Annotated in this window: 21 protein-coding genes; 11 read left to right on the top strand and 10 right to left on the bottom strand. The window is 61.4% G+C overall.

All coding sequences use genetic code 11. The features are described 5' to 3' along the window. Positions 1–81 precede the first annotated feature (81 nt). Positions 82–1,044: a LysR family transcriptional regulator gene (locus tag CAF70_RS00715; RefSeq protein WP_085621479.1), complete on the top strand. Its 963-nt coding sequence runs from the start codon at positions 82–84 to the stop codon at positions 1,042–1,044. On the opposite strand, the gene CAF70_RS00710 is transcribed toward CAF70_RS00715, so the two are convergent. Together CAF70_RS00710 and hexR are read right to left on the bottom strand one after the other, a co-directional pair. Continuing rightward, positions 986–1,204: a PA3496 family putative envelope integrity protein gene (locus CAF70_RS00710; protein WP_085621478.1), complete on the bottom strand. Its 219-nt coding sequence runs from the start codon at positions 1,202–1,204 to the stop codon at positions 986–988. The genes CAF70_RS00715 and CAF70_RS00710 overlap by 59 nt on opposite strands. Before the next feature lie 208 nt (positions 1,205–1,412). Beyond that, the gene (gene hexR, locus CAF70_RS00705) at positions 1,413–2,279 is read right to left on the bottom strand and encodes a transcriptional regulator HexR (RefSeq protein WP_011536461.1); all 867 of its coding nucleotides are present in this window, start codon (positions 2,277–2,279) and stop codon (positions 1,413–1,415) included. A 103-nt stretch (positions 2,280–2,382) separates the two neighbouring features. Here hexR and zwf point away from each other — a divergent pair, with 103 nt between their 5' ends. From zwf to CAF70_RS00675, 5 genes are all read left to right on the top strand, one after another. Further along, positions 2,383–3,825, top strand: coding sequence for a glucose-6-phosphate dehydrogenase (gene zwf, locus CAF70_RS00700; protein WP_085621477.1), 1,443 nt, complete (start codon positions 2,383–2,385; stop codon positions 3,823–3,825). A gap of 87 nt (positions 3,826–3,912) precedes the next feature. Then, complete coding sequence (locus CAF70_RS00695) at positions 3,913–4,227, top strand: hypothetical protein (RefSeq protein ID WP_085621476.1); 315 nt, start codon at positions 3,913–3,915, stop codon at positions 4,225–4,227. A 130-nt stretch (positions 4,228–4,357) separates the two neighbouring features. Then, complete coding sequence (gene uvrD, locus CAF70_RS00690; protein WP_085621475.1) at positions 4,358–6,544, top strand: DNA helicase II; 2,187 nt, start codon at positions 4,358–4,360, stop codon at positions 6,542–6,544. 245 nt (positions 6,545–6,789) lie between these two features. Further along, positions 6,790–7,644, top strand: a complete 855-nt coding sequence (locus CAF70_RS00680; RefSeq protein ID WP_085621474.1) for a Tim44 domain-containing protein — start codon at positions 6,790–6,792, stop codon at positions 7,642–7,644. A gap of 113 nt (positions 7,645–7,757) precedes the next feature. Beyond that, the gene (locus CAF70_RS00675) at positions 7,758–8,165 is read left to right on the top strand and encodes an SMI1/KNR4 family protein (RefSeq protein WP_085621473.1); all 408 of its coding nucleotides are present in this window, start codon (positions 7,758–7,760) and stop codon (positions 8,163–8,165) included. A 141-nt stretch (positions 8,166–8,306) separates the two neighbouring features. Here the strand turns inward: CAF70_RS00675 and CAF70_RS00665 are convergent, their stop codons facing one another. Then, the gene (locus CAF70_RS00665) at positions 8,307–10,067 is read right to left on the bottom strand and encodes a cation:proton antiporter (RefSeq protein ID WP_085621472.1); all 1,761 of its coding nucleotides are present in this window, start codon (positions 10,065–10,067) and stop codon (positions 8,307–8,309) included. A gap of 343 nt (positions 10,068–10,410) precedes the next feature. Between CAF70_RS00665 and CAF70_RS00660 the strand changes: the two genes are divergently transcribed. Further along, on the top strand, positions 10,411–10,896 hold the full coding sequence (locus CAF70_RS00660; protein WP_009683536.1) for an acyl-CoA thioesterase: 486 nt from the start codon (positions 10,411–10,413) through the stop codon (positions 10,894–10,896). Here the strand turns inward: CAF70_RS00660 and pdxY are convergent. Then, the gene (gene pdxY, locus CAF70_RS00655; RefSeq protein WP_085621471.1) at positions 10,893–11,765 is read right to left on the bottom strand and encodes a pyridoxal kinase PdxY; all 873 of its coding nucleotides are present in this window, start codon (positions 11,763–11,765) and stop codon (positions 10,893–10,895) included. The two genes, CAF70_RS00660 and pdxY, sit on opposite strands and share 4 nt — an antisense overlap. A gap of 120 nt (positions 11,766–11,885) precedes the next feature. Between pdxY and CAF70_RS00650 the strand changes: the two genes are divergently transcribed. Next, positions 11,886–12,278: a DUF3301 domain-containing protein gene (locus tag CAF70_RS00650; RefSeq protein ID WP_085621470.1), complete on the top strand. Its 393-nt coding sequence runs from the start codon at positions 11,886–11,888 to the stop codon at positions 12,276–12,278. On the opposite strand, the gene CAF70_RS00645 is transcribed toward CAF70_RS00650, so the two are convergent. Genes CAF70_RS00645 through zigA form a run of 3 tightly spaced genes read right to left on the bottom strand, consistent with a single transcriptional unit; the run spans position 12,279 to position 15,122 of the window. Continuing rightward, the gene (locus CAF70_RS00645) at positions 12,279–13,250 is read right to left on the bottom strand and encodes a GTP-binding protein (RefSeq protein ID WP_085621469.1); all 972 of its coding nucleotides are present in this window, start codon (positions 13,248–13,250) and stop codon (positions 12,279–12,281) included. A 40-nt stretch (positions 13,251–13,290) separates the two neighbouring features. Beyond that, positions 13,291–13,917: a DUF1826 domain-containing protein gene (locus tag CAF70_RS00640; RefSeq protein ID WP_085621468.1), complete on the bottom strand. Its 627-nt coding sequence runs from the start codon at positions 13,915–13,917 to the stop codon at positions 13,291–13,293. Further along, positions 13,914–15,122 carry a zinc metallochaperone GTPase ZigA gene (zigA, locus tag CAF70_RS00635; protein WP_085621467.1) on the bottom strand — a complete coding sequence of 403 codons (1,209 nt, stop codon included), beginning with the start codon at positions 15,120–15,122 and terminating at the stop codon, positions 13,914–13,916. Before zigA ends, CAF70_RS00640 begins: the two co-directional genes overlap by 4 nt. A 122-nt stretch (positions 15,123–15,244) precedes the next feature. Between zigA and folE2 the strand changes: the two genes are divergently transcribed. Next, positions 15,245–16,150, top strand: coding sequence for a GTP cyclohydrolase FolE2 (gene folE2, locus CAF70_RS00630; RefSeq protein ID WP_085621466.1), 906 nt, complete (start codon positions 15,245–15,247; stop codon positions 16,148–16,150). Here the strand turns inward: folE2 and CAF70_RS00625 are convergent. Next, a complete protein-coding gene (locus CAF70_RS00625) occupies positions 16,134–16,661 on the bottom strand; it encodes a DUF3617 domain-containing protein (protein WP_085621465.1) in 528 nt (175 codons plus the stop codon). The genes folE2 and CAF70_RS00625 overlap by 17 nt on opposite strands. A 132-nt stretch (positions 16,662–16,793) precedes the next feature. Between CAF70_RS00625 and cls the strand changes: the two genes are divergently transcribed. Beyond that, positions 16,794–18,233, top strand: a complete 1,440-nt coding sequence (gene cls, locus CAF70_RS00620) for a cardiolipin synthase (protein ID WP_085621464.1) — start codon at positions 16,794–16,796, stop codon at positions 18,231–18,233. 140 nt (positions 18,234–18,373) lie between these two features. On the opposite strand, the gene cfaB is transcribed toward cls, so the two are convergent. Next, complete coding sequence (cfaB, locus tag CAF70_RS00615; RefSeq protein ID WP_085621463.1) at positions 18,374–19,558, bottom strand: C17 cyclopropane fatty acid synthase CfaB; 1,185 nt, start codon at positions 19,556–19,558, stop codon at positions 18,374–18,376. Between the two features lie 207 nt (positions 19,559–19,765). Between cfaB and lpdA the strand changes: the two genes are divergently transcribed. Next, the gene (gene lpdA / locus CAF70_RS00610) at positions 19,766–21,166 is read left to right on the top strand and encodes a dihydrolipoyl dehydrogenase (protein WP_085621462.1); all 1,401 of its coding nucleotides are present in this window, start codon (positions 19,766–19,768) and stop codon (positions 21,164–21,166) included. Positions 21,167–21,290: 124 nt separating this feature from the next. Here the strand turns inward: lpdA and glmS are convergent, their stop codons facing one another. Next, on the bottom strand, positions 21,291–23,126 hold the full coding sequence (glmS, locus tag CAF70_RS00605; RefSeq protein ID WP_085621461.1) for a glutamine--fructose-6-phosphate transaminase (isomerizing): 1,836 nt from the start codon (positions 23,124–23,126) through the stop codon (positions 21,291–21,293). Positions 23,127–23,128 lie beyond the last annotated feature (2 nt).

The following is a 23,128-nucleotide window of genomic DNA, read 5'->3' as shown; positions in this document are numbered from 1 at the left end:
ACAAAAATCAATATTTGTTAGAGGCTGTATTAGCAAAAGCTTATAGTGCGGTAACAAGGTGTTGCCGAAGGGCGGAGAAAAATGCGTAAGTCCTTGATGCGTATGACTTTGCGTCAGCTGCAGATCTTCAACGAGGTGTGCGATTTGCGTTCGTACAGCCGTGCGGCGGAAGAGATGGCGCTGACGCAACCCGCCGTTAGTCTACAGATCCGCCAGCTCGAAGAGCTGATCGGCCAGCCGCTGTTCGAGTACGTAGGCAAGAAGCTCTACCTGACCGAAGCTGCCGAGGCCCTGCAACGCGCCAGCCGCGATATCTTCGGGCGCCTGGAGAGCCTGGACATGCAGCTGTCGGACATGCAGGGCTCATTGCAGGGGCAGTTGAAACTGGCGATCGAGTCCAGTGCCAAGTACTTCGTGCCACACCTGTTCGCGGCCTTCAAGCAGCGTCACCCGGAGGTCAACCTGACCCTGACGGTGGTCAACCGGGCACAGGCTATCCGCCGCCTGTCGGACAACCGCGACGACCTGATCATCATGTCCATGGTGCCGCAGGACATGGGCCTGGAGTTCCTGCCATTCCTCAACAACCCGATCGTCGCGGTGGCGCCACCCGACCACCCGCTGTGCAAGCTGGAACAGCTGCGCCTGCAGGATCTGGAGCCTCATACCCTGCTGGTCCGCGAACAAGGTTCGGGCACGCGCAAGGCGTGCGAGGAATACTTCAAGGACAAGCGCGTACATTTCACCCAGACCCTGGAAGTGGCCTCGGCCGACGCACAACGCGAGTGCGTGATCGCCGGCCTGGGCATTGCCCTGCTGACCCGCCATGCGGTCAACCTGGAACTGGCCACCGGTGTGCTGAAGGAACTGCCGGTGGAGGAACTGCCGCTGTACCGCAGCTGGTGCGTAGTGCAGTCCAAGGCCAAACGGCAGTCGCCGGTGGCCTTGGCCTTCCTGGCGTTCATTCGTAGCGAACGTGCGTTGATCAGCGCGCTGGTTGAGCGCTTTTCGGGGAAGCCGCTGCCGACGCCTGCCAGACCGTGAGCGCTTGCAGCTCGGGATAGTCCACCAGTTCGCGGAGCAGTTGACGTTGGTCGCAATAGCTCTCGATCGCGCGGCGGTATTCCATGCGGCGCCGGTCCTTTTCCTGCTGCTTGCGAGCCTTGGCGCTGGGTTGGTAGGTACCGTCGAAGTCACGAGCCATTGCCTGTCTCCCAGATAGGATGCGGGAGTTTCAGACTGGCTTGAGTGGTTTACGGTTTGGCTGTGGAATGGTGACAAAACAGTGAAATTTATAGCACCTGTGCCGGCCTCTTCGCGGCTCGCCCGCTCCCACAGGTACTGCGCACTTTTTGAAATCGGCGCAATCCCTGTGGGAGCGGGCAAGCCCGCGAATGGGCCGGTGCAGGAGTTCAGTCGTCGGTAGCCTTGATCGACTTGGGCGACAAACGCAGGCTGCGCAAGCTGCGTTTCACGCTCTTCAGGTGGTTGACCAGGCTCGGCCCGCGCGCCATGGCCACGCCCATGGCCAGCACATCAATCACCACCAGGTGGGCGATACGCGAGGTCAGCGGGGTATAGATTTCGGTGTCTTCATGCACGTCGATCGCCAGGTTGACCGTCGACAGCTCGGCCAGCGGCGTCTGGCTGGGGCACAAGGTAATCAGGTTGGCACCGCTCTCACGGACCAGGTTGGCAGTAATCAACAGGTCTTTGGAACGGCCCGACTGGGAAATGCATACCGCCACATCACCCGGCTTCAGAGTCACCGCCGACATCGCCTGCATGTGCGGGTCGGAATAAGCTGCCGCGCTGAGCAGCAGGCGGAAGAACTTGTGCTGGGCATCGGCCGCCACCGCACCGGAGGCACCAAAGCCATAGAACTCTACGCGCTGCGCCTGGGCCATGGCGGTTACCGCCTGCTGCAGCGCCTGTGGGTCGAGGTGCTCGCGCACTTCCATCAGGGTGTGCAGGGTGGTGTCGAAGATCTTCAGGCTGTAGTCGGCGACCGAATCGTCTTCATGGATGGCGAACTGACCGAAACTGGCCCCCGCGGCCAGGCTCTGCGCCAGCTTCAGCTTCAAATCCTGAAAGCCCGAGCAACCGATCGCGCGACAGAACCGCACGATGGTCGGTTCGCTGATACCCACACTGTGCGCCAGGTCGGCCATTGAACTGTGCATGACGGCAGCCGGGTCGAGTAGCACGTGGTCGGCTACCTTGAGTTCCGATTTGCGCAGCAGGTGGCGCGATTGGGCGATATGTTGCAACAGATTCACGGGCTGGACTCGGTTATGATCGGCTGGCCGGGTTGTAGCTTTCTTGTAGTTATACTACATGGACGCCAACCCGCCCAGTTAAACGAACGTGGAGAGTGGTGGTTTGACTATTCCTTGCGACATTCTGGTCTTCGGTGGCACCGGCGATCTGGCCCTGCACAAATTGCTTCCGGCGCTCTACCACCTGTTTCGCGAGGCCCGTCTAGACCCTGCCGTGCGGATTATCGCGCTGGCGCGCCGCAACTTGCCACGTAACGACTATCTCAAGCTCGCTGAACGCCACTGCCGGGCCCAGATCGCCCGCAACGACTTCGACGAAGAGGTCTGGCAGCGGTTTTCCGCGCGGGTCGACTATTTTGCCATGGATGCTTCGCAAAGCGCCGACTTCGGCCGCCTGGCGCGCTACCTGGGCGAGCCCGGCGGCTTGACCCGCATCTTCTACCTGGCTACCGCCCCCAACCTGTTCGTGCCGATTGCCAGGCACCTGCATAACGCCGGGCTGGCCGACGCCGAAGCGCGCATCGTGCTGGAAAAGCCGATCGGTCACTCGCTGGAATCGGCTACCGCCATCAACGAAGCGATTGGTGCAGTGCTGGAGGAAAACCAGGTATTCCGCATCGACCACTACCTGGGCAAGGAAACCGTGCAGAACCTCATGGCCCTGCGCTTTGCCAACGCCCTGCTGGAGCCGGTGTGGCGCAACAACCAGGTCGACCACGTGCAGATCAGCGTTTGCGAGACCCTGGGGGTAGAGAACCGCGGCGGCTACTACGACCGCGCCGGGGCGACCCGCGACATGCTGCAGAACCACCTGTTACAACTGCTATGCCTGGTGACCATGGAGCCCCCCGCGCAGTTCGACGCCGAAGCGGTGCGCGACGAGAAAGTGAAGATCCTGCGGGCCCTCAAGCCCATCACTGGTCAGGACGTTCAGGACAAGACCGTACGCGGCCAATATGGCGCCGGGCACATCGGCGGCCAGGAAGTGCCGGCCTATTACTTCGAAAAGGACGTCGACAACGACAGCGACACCGAAACCTTCATCGCCATCGAGGCGCACATCGACAATTGGCGCTGGGCCGGCGTGCCCTTCTACCTGCGCACCGGCAAGCGCATGGCACGGCGCTCATCGCAGATCGTCATCCAGTTCAAGCCAGTGCCCCACGAGCTGTTCAAGGGTGGCCAGGTCAACCAGTTGCTGATCCAGCTGCAACCGGACGAACGCATCAGCCTGCGCATGATGACCAAGAGTCCGGGCAAAGGCATGCGCCTGGAACCGGTCGACCTGGACCTGAACCTGGCCCAGGTGTTCAGCCAGACCCGCCGCTGGGAGGCCTACGAGCGGCTGCTGCTGGATGTGCTGGAGGGCGACTCGACGCTGTTCATGCGCCGCGATGAAGTGGAAGCGGCCTGGGCCTGGATCGACCCGATCATCAAGGGCTGTGAAGAGCACTTCCAGGCGCCGCGACCGTACCCGGCAGGCAGCAACGGGCCGGAGCAAGCCAACAGCCTGCTCGCCAGGCATGGCAGGCACTGGCATAGCTGAAGCACTGCCCTGCTCCTGTGGCAGGTGAAAGGGCAGAAAGTAGCCCCTGCGCGCTGGCGCTACTTTCAACCGAGACAGGAGCGGACAATGGCTATTATCGCCAACCTTGTTGCAATCAATGACATCGCCAACGGCGAGCAGGTTTTCAGGGTTCACGGCACCGTTACGGTCGGCTGCCCGGCCATCGAACCGGTGCTGGTCGAACCAAAGGGGCGCCACAAGGGCGGCTGGGAAGTGCTGGAGCTTCAACTGCAGGATAGCGACGCAATTACCCCGCAAGTGGTGACGGAAAAAACCGTGGTGTTCGAACGTGCAGGCGGCACTGGCTGGAACACCGTGGAGATCATCCATGCCGGCGGTTCGCAGCGCTGCGAAATTCGCACTATCGAGGCAATTGACTGAACCGCTGCCCACCAGGTCGCCCGAGCGGCGACCTGGCACCTGCCATTGGCTCGATGAACGGGCATGTGACAGGTGAATATTCATACAGTAGAGGTTTGCCCCATTTCCTGCCGCGCCCTAGAATGGCCCGATGCACACAGACGACCTCTCCCTCCTGCTGAATTCCCTCAACGATGCCCAACGCCAGGCCGTAGCGGCCACGCTCGGGCGTCAACTGGTGCTTGCTGGCGCCGGTTCCGGTAAAACACGCGTGCTGGTGCACCGCATTGCCTGGCTGATCCAGGTAGAGCAGGCATCGCCGCACTCGATCCTGTCGGTGACCTTCACCAACAAGGCCGCGGCAGAAATGCGCCAGCGGATCGAGCAGCTGCTGGGCATCAACCCGGCGGGCATGTGGGTAGGCACCTTCCACGGCCTGGCCCATCGCCTGCTGCGGGCCCACTGGCAGGAAGCACGGCTGGTGCAGAACTTCCAGATTCTCGACAGCGACGACCAGCAGCGCCTGATCAAGCGGGTGATGCGCGAGCTGGGCCTGGACGAGCAGAAATGGCCTGCACGCCAGGCCCAGTGGTTCATCAACGGGCAGAAGGACGAAGGCCTGCGCCCGCAGCATATCCAGGCAGGCGGCGACCTGTTCCTGGCGACCATGCGCGAGGTCTATACCGCGTACGAACAGGCCTGCGAGCGTGCCGGGGTCATCGACTTTTCCGAGCTGCTGCTGCGCGCCCTGGACCTGTGGCGCGACCACCCGGGCCTGCTGGAACACTACCAGCGGCGCTTCCAGCATGTACTGGTAGACGAGTTCCAGGACACCAACGCCGTGCAGTACGCCTGGCTGCGCCTGTTGGCGCGCGGCGGCGCCAGCCTGATGGCGGTGGGCGATGACGACCAGTCGATCTACGGCTGGCGCGGCGCCAAGATCGAGAACATTCACCAGTACACCGCCGACTTCCCCGACGCCGAAATGATTCGCCTGGAGCAGAACTACCGCTCTACCGGCGGCATCCTCAAGGCGGCCAACGCGCTGATCGCCAACAACAGCGGGCGCCTGGGCAAGGAGCTGTGGACTGACCTGGGCGAAGGCGAACCGCTGACCCTGTACGCGGCCTACAACGAGCACGACGAAGCGCGCTACGTGGTGGAAACCATCGAGAGCCTGGTCAAGAAGGGCAATGCGCGTAGCGAAATCGCCATCCTGTACCGTTCCAACGCCCAGTCGCGGGTGCTGGAAGAAGCCTTGCTGCGTGAGCGCATCCCCTACCGTATCTACGGTGGCCAGCGCTTCTTCGAACGCGCCGAAATCAAGAACGCCATGGCTTACCTGCGGCTGATCGAAGGCCGTGGCAACGATGCCGCCCTGGAGCGCGTGATCAACGTGCCACCGCGGGGCATTGGCGAAAAAACCGTCGAAGCCATAAGAGAGCATGCCCGCCACAGCCAGCTGTCGATGTGGGAGGCCATGTGCCAGCTGCTTGCTGCCAAAGCCCTGAAAGGCCGCGCCGCCAGTGCCCTTGGTGCGTTCATCGAGCTGATCGAGGGGTTGGCAGCCAAGGTCGTGGACATGCCACTGCATACCATGACCCAGACCACCATCGAGCAGTCTGGGCTGATCATCTATCACCAGGAAGAAAAGGGTGAAAAAGGCCAGGCACGGGTAGAAAACCTTGAGGAACTGGTCAGCGCAGCGCGCAACTTCGAGTCCACCGACGAAGACGCCGACCTCTCGCCACTCTCGGCGTTCCTCGGCCACGCCTCGCTCGAGGCAGGCGATACCCAGGCCGACGAGCATGAAGACAGCATCCAGCTGATGACCTTGCACAGCGCCAAGGGCCTGGAGTTCCCGTATGTGTTCCTGGTGGGCATGGAAGAAGGCCTGTTCCCGCACAAGATGAGCCTGGAAGAGCCTGGCCGCCTGGAGGAGGAACGCCGCCTGGCCTATGTGGGCATCACCCGCGCCATGCGCCAGCTGGTCATGACCTACGCCGAAACGCGTCGTCTGTATGGCAGCGAGACCTACAACAAGGTGTCACGTTTCGTACGCGAAATTCCGGCGGGCCTGGTTCAGGAAGTGCGCCTGTCCAACAGCGTCAGCCGCCCGTTCGGCGGGACCAAGGCAGCCACCAACAGCAACCTGTTCGCCAATGCCAGCATTCCGCAGACCGCGTTCAACCTCGGCCAGCGGGTGCAGCATGCGGTGTTCGGCGAGGGTGTGATCCTCAATTTCGAAGGCTCCGGCGCCCAGGCGCGGGTGCAGGTGAATTTTGCCGAAGGCAGCAAGTGGCTGATGCTGGGGTATGCCAAGCTCGAGGCGATCTAAAAGCCTGCGCAATACCTGTGGGAGCGGGCATGCCCGCGAAACCGGCAACTCGGTGGATGGTACCGGCTTCGCCGGTGTTCGCGGGCACGCCCGCTCCCACAGGGACCGCGGCAGTATCCAGAGGGCCAGTCCTGCTCGCTTGGAAACATTCAGGCAAAAGCTAGAAACATTATGTCGCTGGTCATGTGCCCGGGAACCTGTGCACCATGACGCGCGTGCAATCCACAACAGGGGATATCCCATTTATGCAACGTTTTCTTAGCATCGCTCTGGCGCTCTGCGTCGGCCTGACGCTGAGCCTGGATGCCAACGCCAAGCGTTTTGGCGGCGGCAAGAGCTCGGGCTCCGCGCCTATTCACCAGACCCGCCAGGCCACGCCAACCGCGCCCGCCGCCGCGCCGACCGCACCTGGCCGTGCCGCTCCGGCCGCCAGCGGTGCTTCGCGCTGGCTGGGCCCTCTGGCTGGCCTCGCTGCCGGTGGCCTGCTGGCGTCCATGTTCATGGGCGACGGTTTCGAAGGCTTCCAGATCATGGACTTCCTGATCGTGGCGCTCATCGCCTTCCTGGTGTTCCGCTTCATCGCCGCGCGCCGTCGCCAGCAGCAGCCGCAAATGGCCATGCCAGGTCATGCGCCGATGCAGCGTGAAGCTCACGGCCAGCCTGCCCAGCCGTCGATCTTCGGTGGTTCGGCTGCACCTGCTGCCGCGGCCGCACCGGTGATCAACGCCCCGGCCTGGTTCAACGAGCAGAACTTCCTGGCTGCTGCCCGTAACCACTTCCAGGCGCTGCAGCAGCACTGGGACGCCAACGAGATGGACAAGATCGCCGAGTTCGTCACCCCGCAGATGCTCGAGTTCCTCAAGCGCGAGCGCGCCGAACTGGGTGATGGCTTCCAGTCCACCTACATCGACAACCTCGAAGTGCAACTGGACGGTGTCGACGACCGCGCCGACCGCACCGACGCCACCCTGACCTTCCGTGGCGTGTCGAAGAACTCGCGTTTCGACCAGGGCGAAGTGTTCAGCGAAAGCTGGCACATGGTTCGCGCCCAAGGCGAAAACCAGCCTTGGCTGGTAGCCGGTATCCGTCAAAACGGCTAACCGCTGCGTGCTGCACAAAAAACCCCGGGCCTGTCCCGGGGTTTTGCTTTTGCCAGAGTGGCCTACTAGGGTATAACGCGCAGCGTTGTCATCTAGGTCAGAGGAAGCGAACCGTGGAAGAAGTGATCGAACAACTCCGTGAAGCCAACGAGCCAGTGCCGGTGCCCCTTGAGCTTCCCGACGAGGACCTGCTGGTCGAGATCGAAGAAGAGCTGTTCATCAACATTCCGTTCGTGTTCAAAGAGTTCCTGCTAACCGTCAGTGACGTGGTGTATGGCTCACTGGAGCCGGTAACCGTTACCGACCCACAGTCGCATACCTACCTGCCCGAGGTCGCCGCCAACGCCTGGGATGCCGGCGTGCCGCGTGACCTGATTCCGCTGTGCCAGGACGGCGACAACTACTACTGCGTCGAAGAAGACGGCACCGTGGTGCTGTGGGATGCCGAAGAGGAAATCGTCGTCGAGGAAAGCTGGGAATCGGTGTGGCATTGGGCGCGGGATGTCTGGCTGGAGAGCTGATTCCAACCTCTGATTTGATGCTGTACTGCACAAAGGTCAGCATCCATGCAGTACCTGTGGGAGCGGGCACGCCCGCGAAGAACCCAGCGCGGTGACTGGCACCGGCTGCGCCGGTGTTCGCGGGCATGCCCGCTCCCACAGTCAGTGCGTATTCTCGCGGCTGTTCTCCAGCGTCTCCAGCAAGGCAATCTGCATACGCGTATGCACGCGGATAAACCAGCGCCACAGCAGGGCCACCACCACCGCAGCCACCACGGCAATCACCAGCAGCAACTCGCTGGTCGGCAGAATGCTCGCCGACAGTGCCGACAACAGCAGGAAAATCACCAGCAGCGACAATAACGGGATCACCTCAGCCACCACACGGCGCACACGCTGGGTATGCCGCCCGGCCATTTCGGGCTTGACGCCCATCTCCGCAAGCAGCATCGACAGCGCCTTGAGCTTGCGATAGGCAGCAATCAGGAATGGCAGCGACAGCAATAACGCTACGCCCCAAATCAGCGCTTTCTGCTGGCTGGCATCGCTGACCCACTCGCTGAGCCAGTTGCCAATGCGCCCGGCGAAGTAGCCACCACTGAAGAAGATGGCGATCACCAGCGCCAGGTTCACCCCCACCTGCAACAGGATGCGCCGGATCATCGCCGCCAGCATGGCGCTCTCGCCCTGCGGCTGGATGCTGCGCAACCATTCGCCATACAACGACAGCACCCGCGCCAGGCGGCTGGGCACCACCTTGCCCAGCTTGAGCGACAGCGGGTCGGCGGCACGGATCAGGTAGGGTGTTAGCAGCGTGGTGATTGCCGATACCGCCACAGCCACCGGATAGAGGAAGTCGCTGGTCACCTGCAGGGTCATGCCCAGCGCGGCGATGATGAAGGAAAACTCGCCAATCTGTGAAAGCCCCATGCCCACCCGCAACGATGTGCGCCCGTCATTGCCGGCAATGAACGCGCCCATGCCGCACGACAGCATCTTGCCAAGCACCACAGCCAGGGTGATGACCACGATGGGCCAGGCGTAGTCGATCAGCACCTGGGGATCGATCATCAGCCCGATGGCGACGAAGAAAATCGCACTGAACAGGTCGCGTACCGGTTCGATCAGGCTTTCGATTTTCAGCAACTGGCGCGATTCGGCCATGATCGCACCAATCAGGAAGGCACCAAGCACCATGCTGTATTCCAGCTTCACCACCAACAGGCAGAAGCCGAAGCACAGGCCCAGTACGGTAATCAGCAACATCTCGTTGCTTTCGAATTTAGCCACGTAGGCCAACAGCCGCGGCACCAGCAGAATGCCGATCACCAGCGCGACGATCATGAACAGCGACAGCTTGCCAACAGTGGAGAACACCTCGCCCGAGCTGACTGTGCCGCTGACGGCGATGCCCGACAGCAGGGCGATGATGCCTATGCCGAGGATGTCCTCGACGATCAGCACGCCGAAGATCAGCTGGGCGAAACGCTCGCTCTTCATCTTCAGGTCGTTGAGCGCCTTGACGATGATCGTGGTCGAGGAAATTGCCAGGATGGCACCGAGGAACAGCGAATCCATGGTGTTCCAGCCGAACCAGCGGCCGATCTCGAAACCGATCCAGATCATCAGCACGATTTCCAGGAACGCCGCGATGAATGCCGTGGCGCCTACCCTGAATAGCTTGCGCAGGCTGAATTCGAGCCCTAGGCAGAACATGAGGAAAATAACCCCCAGCTCGGCGAGGGTCTTGATGGTGTCTTCGTCGTGGATCAGGCCGAACGGTGGGGTGTGCGGGCCGATGATGAAACCGGCGACGATGTAGCCCAGCACCACGGGTTGCTTGAGCCGGTGAAAGAGAACGGTGACCACGCCAGCAACCAGCATGATGACTGCCAGGTCCTGGATGAAGCTGATGGCATGCATGGCGTGATACTCCTTTTCTCGTCCGGTGCTGGATGCCTGGGCAGACCGCTCCTCTGCCAAGGCAACCCTGAGCGAGCAGCAAGTACATACTGTTTTGAATGCTGGAAAAGCCCATGTTGCATGGGTGCAGTCAGGTTAACATCGCGCCCCGCCGTAAAAAGACGATGCAATATGCAGAAACAGATCGGCTGGAAAAGCGTCGCTGATGGCATGATCGGCGTGACGATGGAGCGTCAGCCAACGTCCCGTACCAGGAAGGCAAATTCAGAAGAGGGGAACACAAGTGTCTGCAGATAATGCCCCCCACTCGCCCGATTCAGCGCAACCTCACCGTGAGCACACTATGGAACCTGGAAACGCCCAGCTGAGCATGACCGTCCTGATGACCCCGGACATGGCCAACTTTTCTGGCAACGTACATGGCGGCACCCTGCTCAAGTATCTCGACGAAGTGGCCTATGCCTGTGCCAGCCGCTATGCCGGCAGCTATGTGGTCACCCTGTCGGTCGATCAGGTGATCTTCCGCGAGCCTGTGCACGTGGGTGAACTGGTGACCTTCCTGGCGTCGGTCAACTACACCGGCAACACCTCGATGGAGGTGGGCATCAAGGTGGTGACCGAGAACATCCGCGAGCGCTCGGTACGCCATTCCAACAGCTGCTTCTTCACCATGGTCGCGGTCGACGACAACCGTCGCCCGGTGCCGGTGCCGCCACGCCAGCCGCAAAGCAGCGAAGAAAAGCGCCGCTTCCTGCAGGGCCAGCAGCGCCGGCAGATCCGCCAGGAACTGGAAAAGCGCTACCAGGACCTGAAAACCGACGCCATTTAAAGCGCCAGCAACTGTGCCTCGAAGCGCACCCGTGGGTGCGCGATGCGGTCCTGGGCCCGCACCAGTTGCAACTCGTAGCTGGCGCAGGCCTGGGTTTCCAGCAGCACTTCGTGCACAGCCGCAGCGGTGAATTCGAACGCCTGCACCCAGCTGTCGCCCATCAGCACGCGGGCCAGGAACAGGCCCGAGGTCAGATCACCCACCCCCACCGGCTGCCGCGGGAACGCCAGCAACGGGCGGCGCAGGTGCCAGCTGTGCTCGGCGGTCACCAGCAGCATCTCGAACTGCTCCTCGGCACGCCCGGGGTAGGCCAGGTGCTTGACCAGCACCACCTGCGGCCCGCGTTGCAGCAGGCTGCGCGCCATGTTCACACAGTCCTCCAACGACTGCGCCCGGCGCCCACAGAAGCTGTCCAGCTCCAGCTGGTTGGGGCACAGGATGTCGGCCCTTGCGGCCGCCTCATCGAGCAGAAACTCACTGACTTCCGCTGGCACGATGCAGCCCTTTTCCGGGTGACCCATGACCGGGTCGCACAGGTACAAAGCCTTTGGGTTCACCGCCTTGATCCGCTCGACGCCCGCCAGAATCGCCCGCCCTTGTGCGGCACTGCCCAGGTAACCGGACAGCACCGCATCGCAGTGGCCCAGCTCGCCGATGTTGGAAATGCCTTCCACCAACGCAGGAATTTGCGCCGGGGCAAGCACTTCACCCGCCCACTGGCCATACTGTGTGTGATTGGAGAACTGCACGGTATTGAGCGGCCACACATTGACCCCGATACGCTGCATGGGAAACACCGCGGCGCTGTTGCCGGCGTGGCCGAACACCACATGGGACTGGATGGCGAGCAGGTGCGGGGTACGTTTCATGCGGGAGGTTTCCAAAGCTGTTTCAGGGATTGTGCGCAGCGCAGTATGAACTCGATTGCCACCTGTACGACAGGCCAGGGACGCAGTTAAGCTGGATCGACCTGTTTGGAGCATATGCAAATGTTGACCCTGGAAAACCTCTTCGTCCTGATGCTGGTCGCCACGGCAGGCGCCTGGTTGTGGCACAACCACGGGTTGCGCGAAAAAGCCCTGGAACGGGTCAAACAGCATTGCACCAAGCTCGACCTCGAACTGCTCGACGATGCGGTCGCACTCAAGCGCATTGCTTTTGTCCGTGACGCCAACGGCCGCAAGCGCCTGGCGCGCATCTATGCCTTCGAGTTCACCGTCACGGGCGAACAGCGCCACCCCGGTACCGTAACCCAGTTCGGCGCCCACAGCGTGCAGATCGAACTGGCGCCCTACCCGTTCGAGATCAAGACCCCACCGCGCGCCGACAATGTCATCGAGATGCAGCAGTGGCGCCAGGAGCACAACCGCTGGCGCAACTGATCAACTGACGCGGCATTCGCTCAACCCGGCCTGCAACGCGAGTTGCGATTGCGGCTGGTCAAAAATCAGCTCGATACGCGTATCCCTGCGCCAATCGCTGGGTTGCCAGGCGGGTATATCCCCATTCAGGCCATTGAATGATTGCCAGCCCTCCACACTGTGGATAACCCCCTTGGCGCGCCGCCACGGCCAAGCCCGTAAGAATGCCTGCAGCCGCTGTGGATAAAACTGCTGGCCAGGGTGCCAGCGCCAGCCAATGCTCCAACCTCCTTCTCCCTGCTGGGCAAGACAGATCGGTTGGCGAGGATCCGTCCATAGCGCTGCGGATGGATTTCCAGGATTGTCGACAATCATGTTATCCACAAGTGAGCTATCGACAATGCCCGTGGGTGCAACCGGAAGATCCGACAAGGGCAACTTTCCTTGGATGGTCCAGAACAATTTCTTCCTATAAAACTTTTTATTTATCAACAGCTTGGAATAATCATCAACAGCCTCTGATTTGTTGAAGACAACGCTTTCAGACGCATCGAACGCCTGCTGTTGAGCCTCCGGGAGCCGCTCGTTCCGCACCATCGACTGCGCATCCACAACCACCAATAATGGCTGTATTGTCAGCACTCCACCCCAAGGGGCCTGCTGTAACTGCGCAAGCAACTGCAAAGGATGGCCCAGCCCGGACGGCTCGATGAATAACCGGTCAGGCCGGGATTTGCGCAGCAGCCGGGCCAGGCCCACCTGGAACGGCATGCCATTGACGCAGCACAGGCAGCCACCTGCGACCTCGCCGATGGCGATGCCGTCTTCGTCACGGCTGAGCAAGGCAGCATCCAGGCCTACCAGGCCGAATTCATTGATCAACACAGCCCAGCGCTCACTGGCAGGGCGCTGGGCCAGCAGATTACGGATCAGGGTGGTCTTGCCGGCCCCCAGCGGGCCGGCAATCACATGGGTGGGAATGTTCTGCAGCATGGGGCAGCTTCGGGCAAGGGTGATGCCTCACTATGCGCCGTCAAGCCAGCCAGTCAAGGCTGAGCAGCAGGCGCCCCCGCTTCTCCGAGGGAGAGCGATGCACCAGGCCCGCGCCTTCGTTGCCCTGCCACCTCTCACCTTTGAGCACTGCCACATCGCCAGCTTGCAGGTGCTGGATGTTATCCACAGATGGTATCGCTGTGTGTAAGTGACCACGAGGGCTCGCGTCCTCCTTCAGCCACTCGCTACCTGGGCCAGCGTAGGTGGTGAGCAGCCGCAGCGGAACGTTATCCACATGGAAACGCGGGCACATGGGGCCTGTCAGTACCCGCAGGCGCAAACCGACCCGCTGCGCACCCACCAGGCAGGTATAAGCCGCTACCAGCCAGGCCACATCCGCCACGAATGCCTCATAGCCATGCAAGTCCGCCGCTTCGGGCAACAGTTCGGTCAATACCGGCATGTGCTGTTCGTCCACATCGATGACGCGCTGATCTGCCAAGGGCTGGCCAAGGCTGACAACCAGCGCGGCAAAATCCTCCAGTTGCGGCGGCAAACGTCGGTGCCATACCGCCAGGTTCACGCCCTCCTGCAGCACATCGGTCAGCACCTGCGGTGTTTCGCCAAACACCTGGAAAATATCCACAGGCTTGCGTGCCGGGTTCATGCTGCGGCCTCCTCACTCCATGGACCGAACGGGTCGGGCAGGCGCAACCAGCCCATGTGCCCCAAATCCATTTCCTGGTCGGTCAGCAGGCATGCGTCGAGTGCTGTGGATAATTTTCCGAAGTCGATATTCTGCCCTATGAACACCAGTTCCTGGCGGCAGTCACCACACTCAGCAACCCAGTTCTTCAAGATCGCGGCAGTGTTATCCACATCCTGTGGCCACTGCTCGCGTGGCACGAACCGCCACCAGCGGCCCGCAAAGCCGTGACGCATCATACCGCCTGCCTGCGACCAACTCCCGGCTTCCTGGTACTTGCTGGCCAACCAGAAAAAGCCTTTCGAACGCAGCAGTCGCCCATTGCTCCAAGGCGTGTGGATAAAGTCGAAAAAGCGCTGTGGATGAAATGGTCGCCGGGCCTGCCAGGTGGTGGCGGCAATGCCGTACTCCTCGGTTTCCGGCACGTGCTCGCCACGCAACTCCTGCAGCCAGCCAGGGGCCTGGGCAGCCTGGTCGAAGTCGAAAAGGCCGGTGTCGAGGATGCGTTCCAGTGGTACCTGGCCCATGACCATGGGCACGATCTGCGCCCGGGCATTGAGGCTGCGCAGAATGGCCATGAGCTCCTCGCTCTCGTGCTGACTGATCAGATCGATCTTGCTCAGCAACAGCACATCGGCGAACTCGACCTGTTCGATCAGCAAGTCACTGATCGAGCGCTCGTCCTCTTCACCCAAGGTTTCGCCACGGCTGGCCAGGCTGTCGGCCGCTTGATAATCACGCATGAAGTTCAGGCCATCGACCACGGTGACCATGGTGTCCAGCCGCGCCATGTCAGAGAGGCTACGGCCCTGTTCGTCGCGGAAGGTAAAGGTCTCGGCTACCGGTAGCGGTTCCGAGATCCCAGTGGATTCGATGAGCAAGTAGTCGAACCGACCTTCTTCGGCCAGCCGTGCCACTTCCTCGAGCAGGTCTTCACGCAGCGTGCAGCATATGCAGCCATTGCTCATCTCCACCAACTTCTCCTCGGCGCGGTTGAGGCTGACGTTGCGCTGCACTTCACTGGCGTCGATGTTGATTTCACTCATGTCGTTGACGATGACCGCGACCCGCAGATTGTCGCGGTTACGCAGCACATGGTTGAGCAAGGTGCTCTTGCCGGCGCCAAGGAAGCCGGACAGCACGGTGACAGGGAGACGGTTGGACATGGCGAAACCTCTTCAGGCGAGCGCATTCGAATCGATGCATTGCACAATGTTATAAAGTAACAATACAATTTCGCCAAGCCGTTATCGACGGACGCGTGCTCCCCTTCTGTTTGGAATGCCAAATGACCCAGCTCAAGCTCCCCGACATCGCCGCACAACGCCAGGAATACCCGTTGCCTTTGAACTGGGTAGGTATGTGCGGAATCGCCCAACCGGTGCAGTTTGAAGGGCGCACAGCGGCCGCCAATGTCGATGCCGGCGTTAACCTGGTAGATGGCAATTCACGCGGTATCCACATGTCGAGGCTTTATCTCGCCTTGGAGTCGTTGCAACACCAGCCCCTGACGCCGCTCGCCCTCCGCCAGTTGCTGGCTGATTTCCTCAACAGCCATGATGGCCTTTCTTCCGCAGCCTATGTGCGTCTGCGCTTCGATCATCTGCTGAAAAGGCCCGCCTTGATCAGCCCGCTGGAAGGTTGGAAAAGCTATGCCGTCACAGTCGATGCAAAGATCGAAAATGAAATGTTCCACGTGGAACTATCCGTTTCCATACCTTACTCCTCGACCTGCCCATGCTCGGCTGCACTTTCACGGCAGCTGATTCAACAGCAGTTCCAGTCGCATTTCAGCGCTGAGCAGGTCGATAAATCTGCAGTGCTGCGTTGGCTTGGCAGCGCCGAAGGCATCGTAGCGACGCCCCATAGCCAACGTAGTAGCGCGCAAATCCGGGTGAGGCTGCACAGCAATCAGCAGGTACTGCCAGTCACCGAGTTGATCGATCGCATGGAGGCCAGCCTGGGGACAGCGGTACAGACCGCGGTAAAGCGCGCAGATGAACAGGCCTTCGCCTTGGCCAACGGCCAGAATTTGATGTTTTGCGAAGACGCCGCTCGACGCCTGCATAGGGCACTGCGGCAAATAGAATGGAGCACGGCCTTCAAGCTGCGCGTGGAGCATGCAGAAAGCCTGCATGCCCACGACGCTGTCGCGACCAGCCAGTGGCAATGGGATGTCAGCTGCGCGGCTTGACCGACCCGCAGTCATTACCCAACCACACGGCACGGGTGTTCATGCTGCCCTGTTGCTGAATACCCGAGGCGTTGAACGTGCCATTGACCTGTGTGGTGAATTCCCGGTCACTGAGGAAAGTCGCTTGGCCACTACCCTGTGCTTTGGGGCAGCTGAATTGGAACTTCCACACATTTCCGGTGCGGTCGGTGATCTTCTGGGTACAACCTGACTTCGGGTCCTGTAGCGGGATATCGTTGGTTGCCACCTGCTCTGCCGTCAGGCACGAACGCACCCCCTTACCACCAACAGTAACCCCTTGTTTGGCCAGCACCCCTTCCATCATCGCGCGCTGCTCCGGCGGCAGGTTCTTCAACTGGCCGAGCATGAACTCCATGTCGGGTAACGGCTTGCCATCGACCTGCATGTTGCTGGTGGTCAGCTCCCACAAGCCAGGCTGCAACATCTGAGCATGCACCAGCGGGCTGCTCACACCTAGGGCCAACGCCAACAGTGGCAGACGAATCTTCATGGACGAACGCTCCTGGAAAAAAGCCGGCCAAGCGGGCCGGGCTGAGCCTTAGACGCCAAATCCACCTGCAGGTTGCAAGGCGGACCGGGAACGTGTTCTGTTACTCAAGTGTACTTGGCCAGCAGGATGCATATGGACTACCACAGCCCCTACTTCTTCGGTTATCTACTCGGCCTGGTTCATCTGCTGGGTATCGTCGCCGCACTGCACGCACTGTTCACCGTGCGCACTGCCCAAGGCGCAATCGCCTGGGCCATGCCGTTGTTCTTCATCCCTTACCTCACCCTGATCCCTTACCTGGTCTTCGGTGCGCGCTCGTTCTATGCCTACATCAAGGCCCGGCGCCAGGCCAACCAGGAAATGCACGTGGCCATGGCAAGCCTCAACTGGCGGCCTTGGGTAGAGGAAGCCCTTACTGCTCGCGAATCGGAAAGCTATGCGGCCTTGCGCGCCATGCCCAAGCTCGGGCGCATGCCCTGCCTGGCCAACAACCAGGTGAAGCTACTGATCGATGGAAAGGCGACATTCGATGCCATCTTCGCTGCCATCGAAAAAGCTCGCGACGTGGTGCTGGTGCAGTTCTTCATCATCCATGACGACTGCCTCGGCAAGGCGCTGCAGCAACTGCTGCTGCGCAAGGCCGCCGAGGGGGTGCAGGTATTCGTGCTGTACGACCGCGTCGGCAGCCATGCCTTGCCGGCCAACTACAGCCAGCGCCTGCGAGACGGTGGTGTACAGATCCATGCCTTCGCTACCCGTCGTGGCTGGTTCAATCGCTTCCAGGTGAACTTCCGCAACCATCGCAAGATCGTGGTAGTGGACGGCCTGCTCGGTTTCATCGGTGGGCACAATGTGGGCGATGAATACCTCGGTGACCACCCGCAGCTCTCACCTTGGCGCGACACCCATGTGCAAATCAGCGGGCCGGTGCTGGCCTGCCTGCAAGAGTCGTTCGCCGAGGACTGGTACTGGGCCACGCGCCAGCTACCGCCGCTGATCCTGCCAGACGCATACCCGGATAATGGCGTGCTGTGCCAAGCCTTGGCCAGCGGCCCGGCCGACCCACAGGAAACTTGCTCGTTGTTCTTCCTTGAGGCGATCCATTCAGCCACCCGGCGCATCTGGATCACCAGCCCGTATTTCATCCCCGACGAGGCGGTGTTCGTCGCGTTGCGTCTGGCGGTGCTACGCGGGGTCGATGTGCGCGTGCTGATCCCGTCACGCCCAGACCATCGCATCGTCTATGCCGCCTCCAGCCTGTTCGCCTTCGAAGCAGTCCGTGCAGGTGTACGCATGTTCCGCTACCAACCGGGCTTCCTGCATCAGAAGGTGGTGCTGGTGGATGACGAAATCAGCGCGATCGGCAGTGCCAACCTGGACAACCGCTCGTTCCGTCTGAACTTCGAAATCACCCTGCTGACGGTAGACCGCAGCTTCGCCGATCAGGTCGAGAGCATGCTGATCAATGACTTTGAACAGGCGCGAGAAATTACTGCTGAGGACAGCCGCGATACCCATCGGCTGCAGCAACTGGGGATGCGGATTGCGCGGCTGATTTCGCCGATCCTGTAAGCTGAATGCGGTCACTGTGGGAGCGGGCGTGCCCGCGAAACAGGCGGCGCAGTAGATGGCACCGGCTTTGCCGGTGTTCGCGGGCTCGCCCGCTCCCACAGAAACTGCGCCAGACAGAATCTCCCACAGCGGTTGCGTTATTAGCGATACAGGTCTTCACGCGTCCAGGGCAGGTCATGGTGCCCATCGGCGTAAGGCTTCACGGCCAGTATCTGGTGCAGGTTGATCCATCCCTTCTGGAAGGCATAGGCACATCCGGCGAGGTACAGGCGCCAGATGCGCAAGGTCTTCTCGGGCACCAGATCCGCCGCCTTGTGCAACTGGTTCTCCAGGTTCTCGCTCCAGTGGTGCAAGGTCTTCGCATAGTGCAAACGCAGGCTTTCCACATCTACCACTTCCAGCCCCGCTTCACAGATGCTGGCGCTGATCATCGACAGGTGCGGTAACTCGCCATGGGGGAACACGTAGCGGTCGATGAACTCGCCAGCGCCACGCCCGACCGGGCGGCCATCGACATGCTTGGCGGTGATGCCGTGGTTCATCACCAGGCCACCTTCCCTCACGGCACCGAACAGCTTCCGGCAGTACAGCGCCAGGTTGGCATGCCCGACATGTTCGAACATGCCAACGCTGACAACCTTGTCGAAACGGCCATCCTGAGGCAGGTCGCGGTAGTCGAGAATCTTCAGGTCGACCCTGTCGGCCAGCCCCTCAGCCTTCACCCGCTCGCGGCCAAGCTTTAGCTGCTCCTTGCTCAGAGTGATACCAAACACCTTGGCGCCATATTCGCGAGCAGCGAAACGCGCCAGCCCACCCCAGCCGCAGCCAACGTCGAGCAAGTAGTCACCGGCGTCCAGGCGGAGCTTGCGGCACAGATGATCGAACTTGTCCTGCTGGGCCTGATCCAGCGTGTTGTCCGGCTCGCGGAAGTAGGCGCACGAATAGGCCATGTCCTGATCCAGCCATAGCTGGTAGAACGCGTTGGATACATCGTAATGATAGGAAATGGCTTCGGCGTCGGTGCTCTTGTCATGGGCCAGCCGCTGCGGTGGGGTGTCATTCTCATCGGTCAGTAGCGCTTCGCTCAGCTCATCGCATACCCGGATGGCTTCACCGATATCGCCTTCCAGCTCCAGCTTGCCTTCGACGAACGCCGTGCCCAGCTGGTCCATGCTCGGGTGGCTCAACTGGCTGATCAGCTGTGGTTCCTTGACCAGGATGGTGACCTGCGGGCTAGGCCCCAGATCGAACTGGTTACCGTCCCACAGTTTCAGCCGCAGCGGCAGATGCAGGCTCTGCAGTGCCGGTGGAAGTTGCGCAAGCATGAACGACCCTCCTGTCCGTATTTGGCCACGACGCCTGATATTTCGAACGTCGCCGGATCAGAGTAGTTCATTCGTGGGATGTTTCCTTTAAACGAGACCATGGTCTAGAACCAACTGATCTTATCCACACAGCAGATTGTATACAATTTTTGCATCTCAGCTTAACCTTGTGCCCCTCTCGCGCTTCTTCATCCTGGAGTTGAACCCATGAAATCCTATGACGTGGTGATCATCGGCGGTGGCCCTGGCGGCTACAACGCAGCCATCCGTGCCGGCCAGCTGGGGCTGAGCGTAGCCTGCGTGGAAGGCCGCTCGACCCTGGGCGGCACTTGCCTGAACGTGGGCTGCATGCCTTCCAAGGCGCTACTGCATGCTTCCGAGCTGTACGAAGCGGCCAGTGGTGACGAGTTCGCCCACCTCGGTATCGAAGTCAAACCTAGCCTCAACCTCGCCCAGATGATGAAACAGAAGGACGAGAGCGTGACCGGCCTGACCAAGGGCATCGAGTATCTATTCCGCAAGAACAAGGTCGACTGGATCAAGGGTTGGGGCCGCCTGGAGGGCGTCGGCAAGGTCGTTGTCAAGGCTGAGGACGGCAGCGAAACCGCGCTGCAGGCCAAGGACATCGTCATTGCCACCGGTTCCGAGCCTACCCCTCTGCCGGGCGTGACCATAGACAACCAGCGCATCATCGACTCGACCGGCGCGCTGTCGCTGCCACAGGTACCCAAGCATCTGGTCGTGATCGGCGCTGGCGTGATCGGCCTCGAGCTGGGTTCGGTCTGGCGTCGCCTGGGCAGCCAGGTCACGGTCATCGAATACCTCGACCGCATCTGCCCGGGCACGGACGAAGAAACCGCCAAGACCCTGCAGAAGGCCTTGGCCAAGCAAGGCATGGTGTTCAAGCTGGGCAGCAAGGTGACCCAGGCCAGCGTCAGCGCCGATGGCGTGAGCCTGACCCTGGAGCCCGCCGCCGGCGGCAGCGCAGAAACGCTACAGGCCGACTACGTACTGGTCGCCATCGGTCGCCGCCCCTATACCAAAGGGCTGAACCTGGAAAGCGTGGGCCTGGAGACCGACAAGCGCGGCATGCTCGGCAACGACCACCACCGCACTAGCGTGCCGGGTATCTGGGTGATTGGCGACGTCACCTCCGGCCCGATGCTGGCGCACAAGGCCGAAGACGAAGCGGTGGCCTGCATCGAACGCATCGCCGGCAAGCCCCACGAGGTCAACTACAACCTTATCCCTAGCGTGATCTACACTCGCCCGGAGCTGGCCACCGTGGGCAAGACCGAAGAACAGCTCAAGGCCGAAGGGCGTGCCTATAAAGTGGGCAAGTTCCCCTTCACGGCCAACAGCCGCGCCAAGATCAACCATGAGACCGAAGGCTTCGCCAAGGTCATCGCCGATGCCGAAACCGATGAAGTGCTGGGTGTGCACCTGGTAGGCCCAAGTGTCAGCGAGATGATCGGTGAGTTCTGCGTGGCCATGGAGTTCTCGGCCTCGGCGGAAGACATCGCCCTCACCTGCCACCCCCACCCGACCCGCTCCGAGGCCTTGCGCCAGGCAGCGATGAATGTGGACGGGATGGCGATGCAGATCTGATGCTAGATCGCCGGGGCTGCTTTGCAGCCCATCGCGACACAAGGCCGCTCCTACAGGGAATTGCGTTCTCCTGTAAGAGCGGCCTTGTGTCGCGACGGGGCTCAAAGCGTCCCCGGCTTCCTGCTTACTCGACCGTAACCGACTTGGCCAGGTTACGCGGCTGGTCGACGTCGGTGCCCTTGAGCACGGCCACGTAGTACGACAGCAGCTGCAGCGGGATGGTGTACAGGATCGGTGCCAGGGCGTCAGCAATGTGTGGCACCTTGATCACATGGGTACCTTCGCCATTGGTCATGCCGGCCTGCTCGTCGGCGAACACCACCAGCTCGCCACCGCGGGCACGCACTTCCTGCAGGTTGGACTTAAGCTTCTCCAGCAGTTCGTTGTTTGGCGCAACGGTAACCACCGGCATGTCGTTGTCCACCAGCGCCAGCGGGCCGTGCTTCAGCTCGCCTGCCGGGTAGGCTTCGGCGTGGATGTAGGAGATTTCCTTGAGCTTGAGTGCACCTTCCATCGCCACCGGGTACTGCGCACCACGGCCGAGGAACAGGGTGTGGTGCTTGTCGGCGAACAGCTCGGCGATTTTCTCGACGGTGGCGTCCATGGCCAGGGCTTCGCCCAGACGGGCCGGCAGGCGGCGCAGCTCTTCAACCAGCTCGGCTTCGACGCCAGCTTCCAGGGTACCGCGTACCTGGCCCAGGGCCAGGGTCAGCAGCATCAGCGATACCAGCTGGGTGGTGAAGGCTTTGGTCGAGGCCACACCGATTTCCGGGCCGGCCAGGGTCAGCAGGGTCAGGTCCGACTCACGTACCAGCGAGCTGATACCAACGTTGCAAATCGCCAGGCTGCCGAGGAAACCCAGTTCCTTGGCGTTGCGCAGCGCGGCCAGGGTGTCGGCGGTTTCGCCAGACTGCGAGATGGAGACGAACAGGGTGTCAGGCTGCACCACCACCTTGCGATAACGGAACTCGCTGGCCACTTCCACCTGGCACGGGATACCGGCCAGGCTTTCCAGCCAGTATCGGGCGACCATGCCGGCGTGGTAGCTGGTACCGCAGGCGACGATCTGCACGTTGCGCACCTTGGCGAACAGTTCGGCAGCCTTCGGGCCGAAGGCCTGGACCATCACGTTGTCCTTGCCCAGGCGGCCTTCCAGGGTGCGCTGCACCACGCTTGGCTGCTCGTGGATTTCCTTGAGCATGAAGTGGCGGTAGGTACCCTTGTCGGCGGCTTCGGCGCCTTCGTGGTACTGCACGGTTTCACGCTGGACCTTATGGCCGTCCTGGTCCCAGATGGAGACCTGGTCACGGCGGATTTCGGCGATGTCGCCTTCTTCCAGGTACATGAAGCGGTCGGTGACCTGGCGCAGGGCCAGCTGGTCGGACGCCAGGAAGTTCTCGCCCAGGCCCAGGCCGATGACCAGTGGGCTGCCACTGCGTGCGGCTACCAGGCGATCAGGCTGCTGGGTGCTGATCAGCGCCAGGCCGTAAGCGCCATGCAGGCGCTTTACCGCAGCCTTCAGGGCGTCGGTCAGGTCCGGAACGCTTTTCAGGGTGTGGTGGATCAGGTGGACGATGACTTCGGTATCGGTTTGCGAAGTGAAGACAAAGCCAAGGCCCTTCAGCTCTTCGCGCAGTTCCTCGTGGTTCTCGATGATGCCGTTGTGCACCACGGCCACTTCATTGCCCGAGAAGTGCGGGTGGGCGTTGCCTTCGGTCGGCGCACCGTGGGTGGCCCAGCGGGTGTGGGCGATGCCCAGCTGGCCAGCCAGCGGCTCGGCGGCAACAGCGGCTTCCAGCTCGCTGACCTTGCCGATACGGCGGCGGCGCTGTAGTTCACCGTTCTGGGTGAGAACGGCCAGGCCGGCGCTGTCGTACCCGCGGTACTCAAGACGCTTGAGGCCTTCGATCAGGATGGCTGTAATGTTGCGCTCGGCGACGGCACCAACGATTCCACACATGG

It is taken from the genome of Pseudomonas sp. B19(2017), assembly GCF_002113165.1.
Lineage (GTDB): Bacteria > Pseudomonadota > Gammaproteobacteria > Pseudomonadales > Pseudomonadaceae > Aquipseudomonas.
The sequence above is the reverse complement of the archived record's forward strand: the minus strand, read 5'-3'. Positions and strand labels throughout refer to the sequence as shown.

Coding starts and splice junctions, on each gene's coding strand:
- CAF70_RS00715 (WP_085621479.1), top strand. CDS start 82: ATGCGTAAGTCCTTGATGCGTATGACTTTGCGTCAGCTGCAGATCTTC.
- CAF70_RS00710 (WP_085621478.1), bottom strand. CDS start 1,204: ATGGCTCGTGACTTCGACGGTACCTACCAACCCAGCGCCAAGGCTCGC.
- CAF70_RS00695 (WP_085621476.1), top strand. CDS start 3,913: ATGGCTATTATCGCCAACCTTGTTGCAATCAATGACATCGCCAACGGC.
- uvrD (WP_085621475.1), top strand. CDS start 4,358: ATGCACACAGACGACCTCTCCCTCCTGCTGAATTCCCTCAACGATGCC.
- CAF70_RS00680 (WP_085621474.1), top strand. CDS start 6,790: ATGCAACGTTTTCTTAGCATCGCTCTGGCGCTCTGCGTCGGCCTGACG.
- CAF70_RS00665 (WP_085621472.1), bottom strand. CDS start 10,067: ATGCATGCCATCAGCTTCATCCAGGACCTGGCAGTCATCATGCTGGTT.
- CAF70_RS00660 (WP_009683536.1), top strand. CDS start 10,411: ATGGAACCTGGAAACGCCCAGCTGAGCATGACCGTCCTGATGACCCCG.
- pdxY (WP_085621471.1), bottom strand. CDS start 11,765: ATGAAACGTACCCCGCACCTGCTCGCCATCCAGTCCCATGTGGTGTTC.
- CAF70_RS00650 (WP_085621470.1), top strand. CDS start 11,886: ATGTTGACCCTGGAAAACCTCTTCGTCCTGATGCTGGTCGCCACGGCA.
- CAF70_RS00645 (WP_085621469.1), bottom strand. CDS start 13,250: ATGCTGCAGAACATTCCCACCCATGTGATTGCCGGCCCGCTGGGGGCC.
- CAF70_RS00640 (WP_085621468.1), bottom strand. CDS start 13,917: ATGAACCCGGCACGCAAGCCTGTGGATATTTTCCAGGTGTTTGGCGAA.
- zigA (WP_085621467.1), bottom strand. CDS start 15,122: ATGTCCAACCGTCTCCCTGTCACCGTGCTGTCCGGCTTCCTTGGCGCC.
- folE2 (WP_085621466.1), top strand. CDS start 15,245: ATGACCCAGCTCAAGCTCCCCGACATCGCCGCACAACGCCAGGAATAC.
- CAF70_RS00625 (WP_085621465.1), bottom strand. CDS start 16,661: ATGAAGATTCGTCTGCCACTGTTGGCGTTGGCCCTAGGTGTGAGCAGC.
- cls (WP_085621464.1), top strand. CDS start 16,794: ATGGACTACCACAGCCCCTACTTCTTCGGTTATCTACTCGGCCTGGTT.
- cfaB (WP_085621463.1), bottom strand. CDS start 19,558: ATGCTTGCGCAACTTCCACCGGCACTGCAGAGCCTGCATCTGCCGCTG.
- lpdA (WP_085621462.1), top strand. CDS start 19,766: ATGAAATCCTATGACGTGGTGATCATCGGCGGTGGCCCTGGCGGCTAC.
- glmS (WP_085621461.1), bottom strand. CDS start 23,126: ATGTGTGGAATCGTTGGTGCCGTCGCCGAGCGCAACATTACAGCCATC.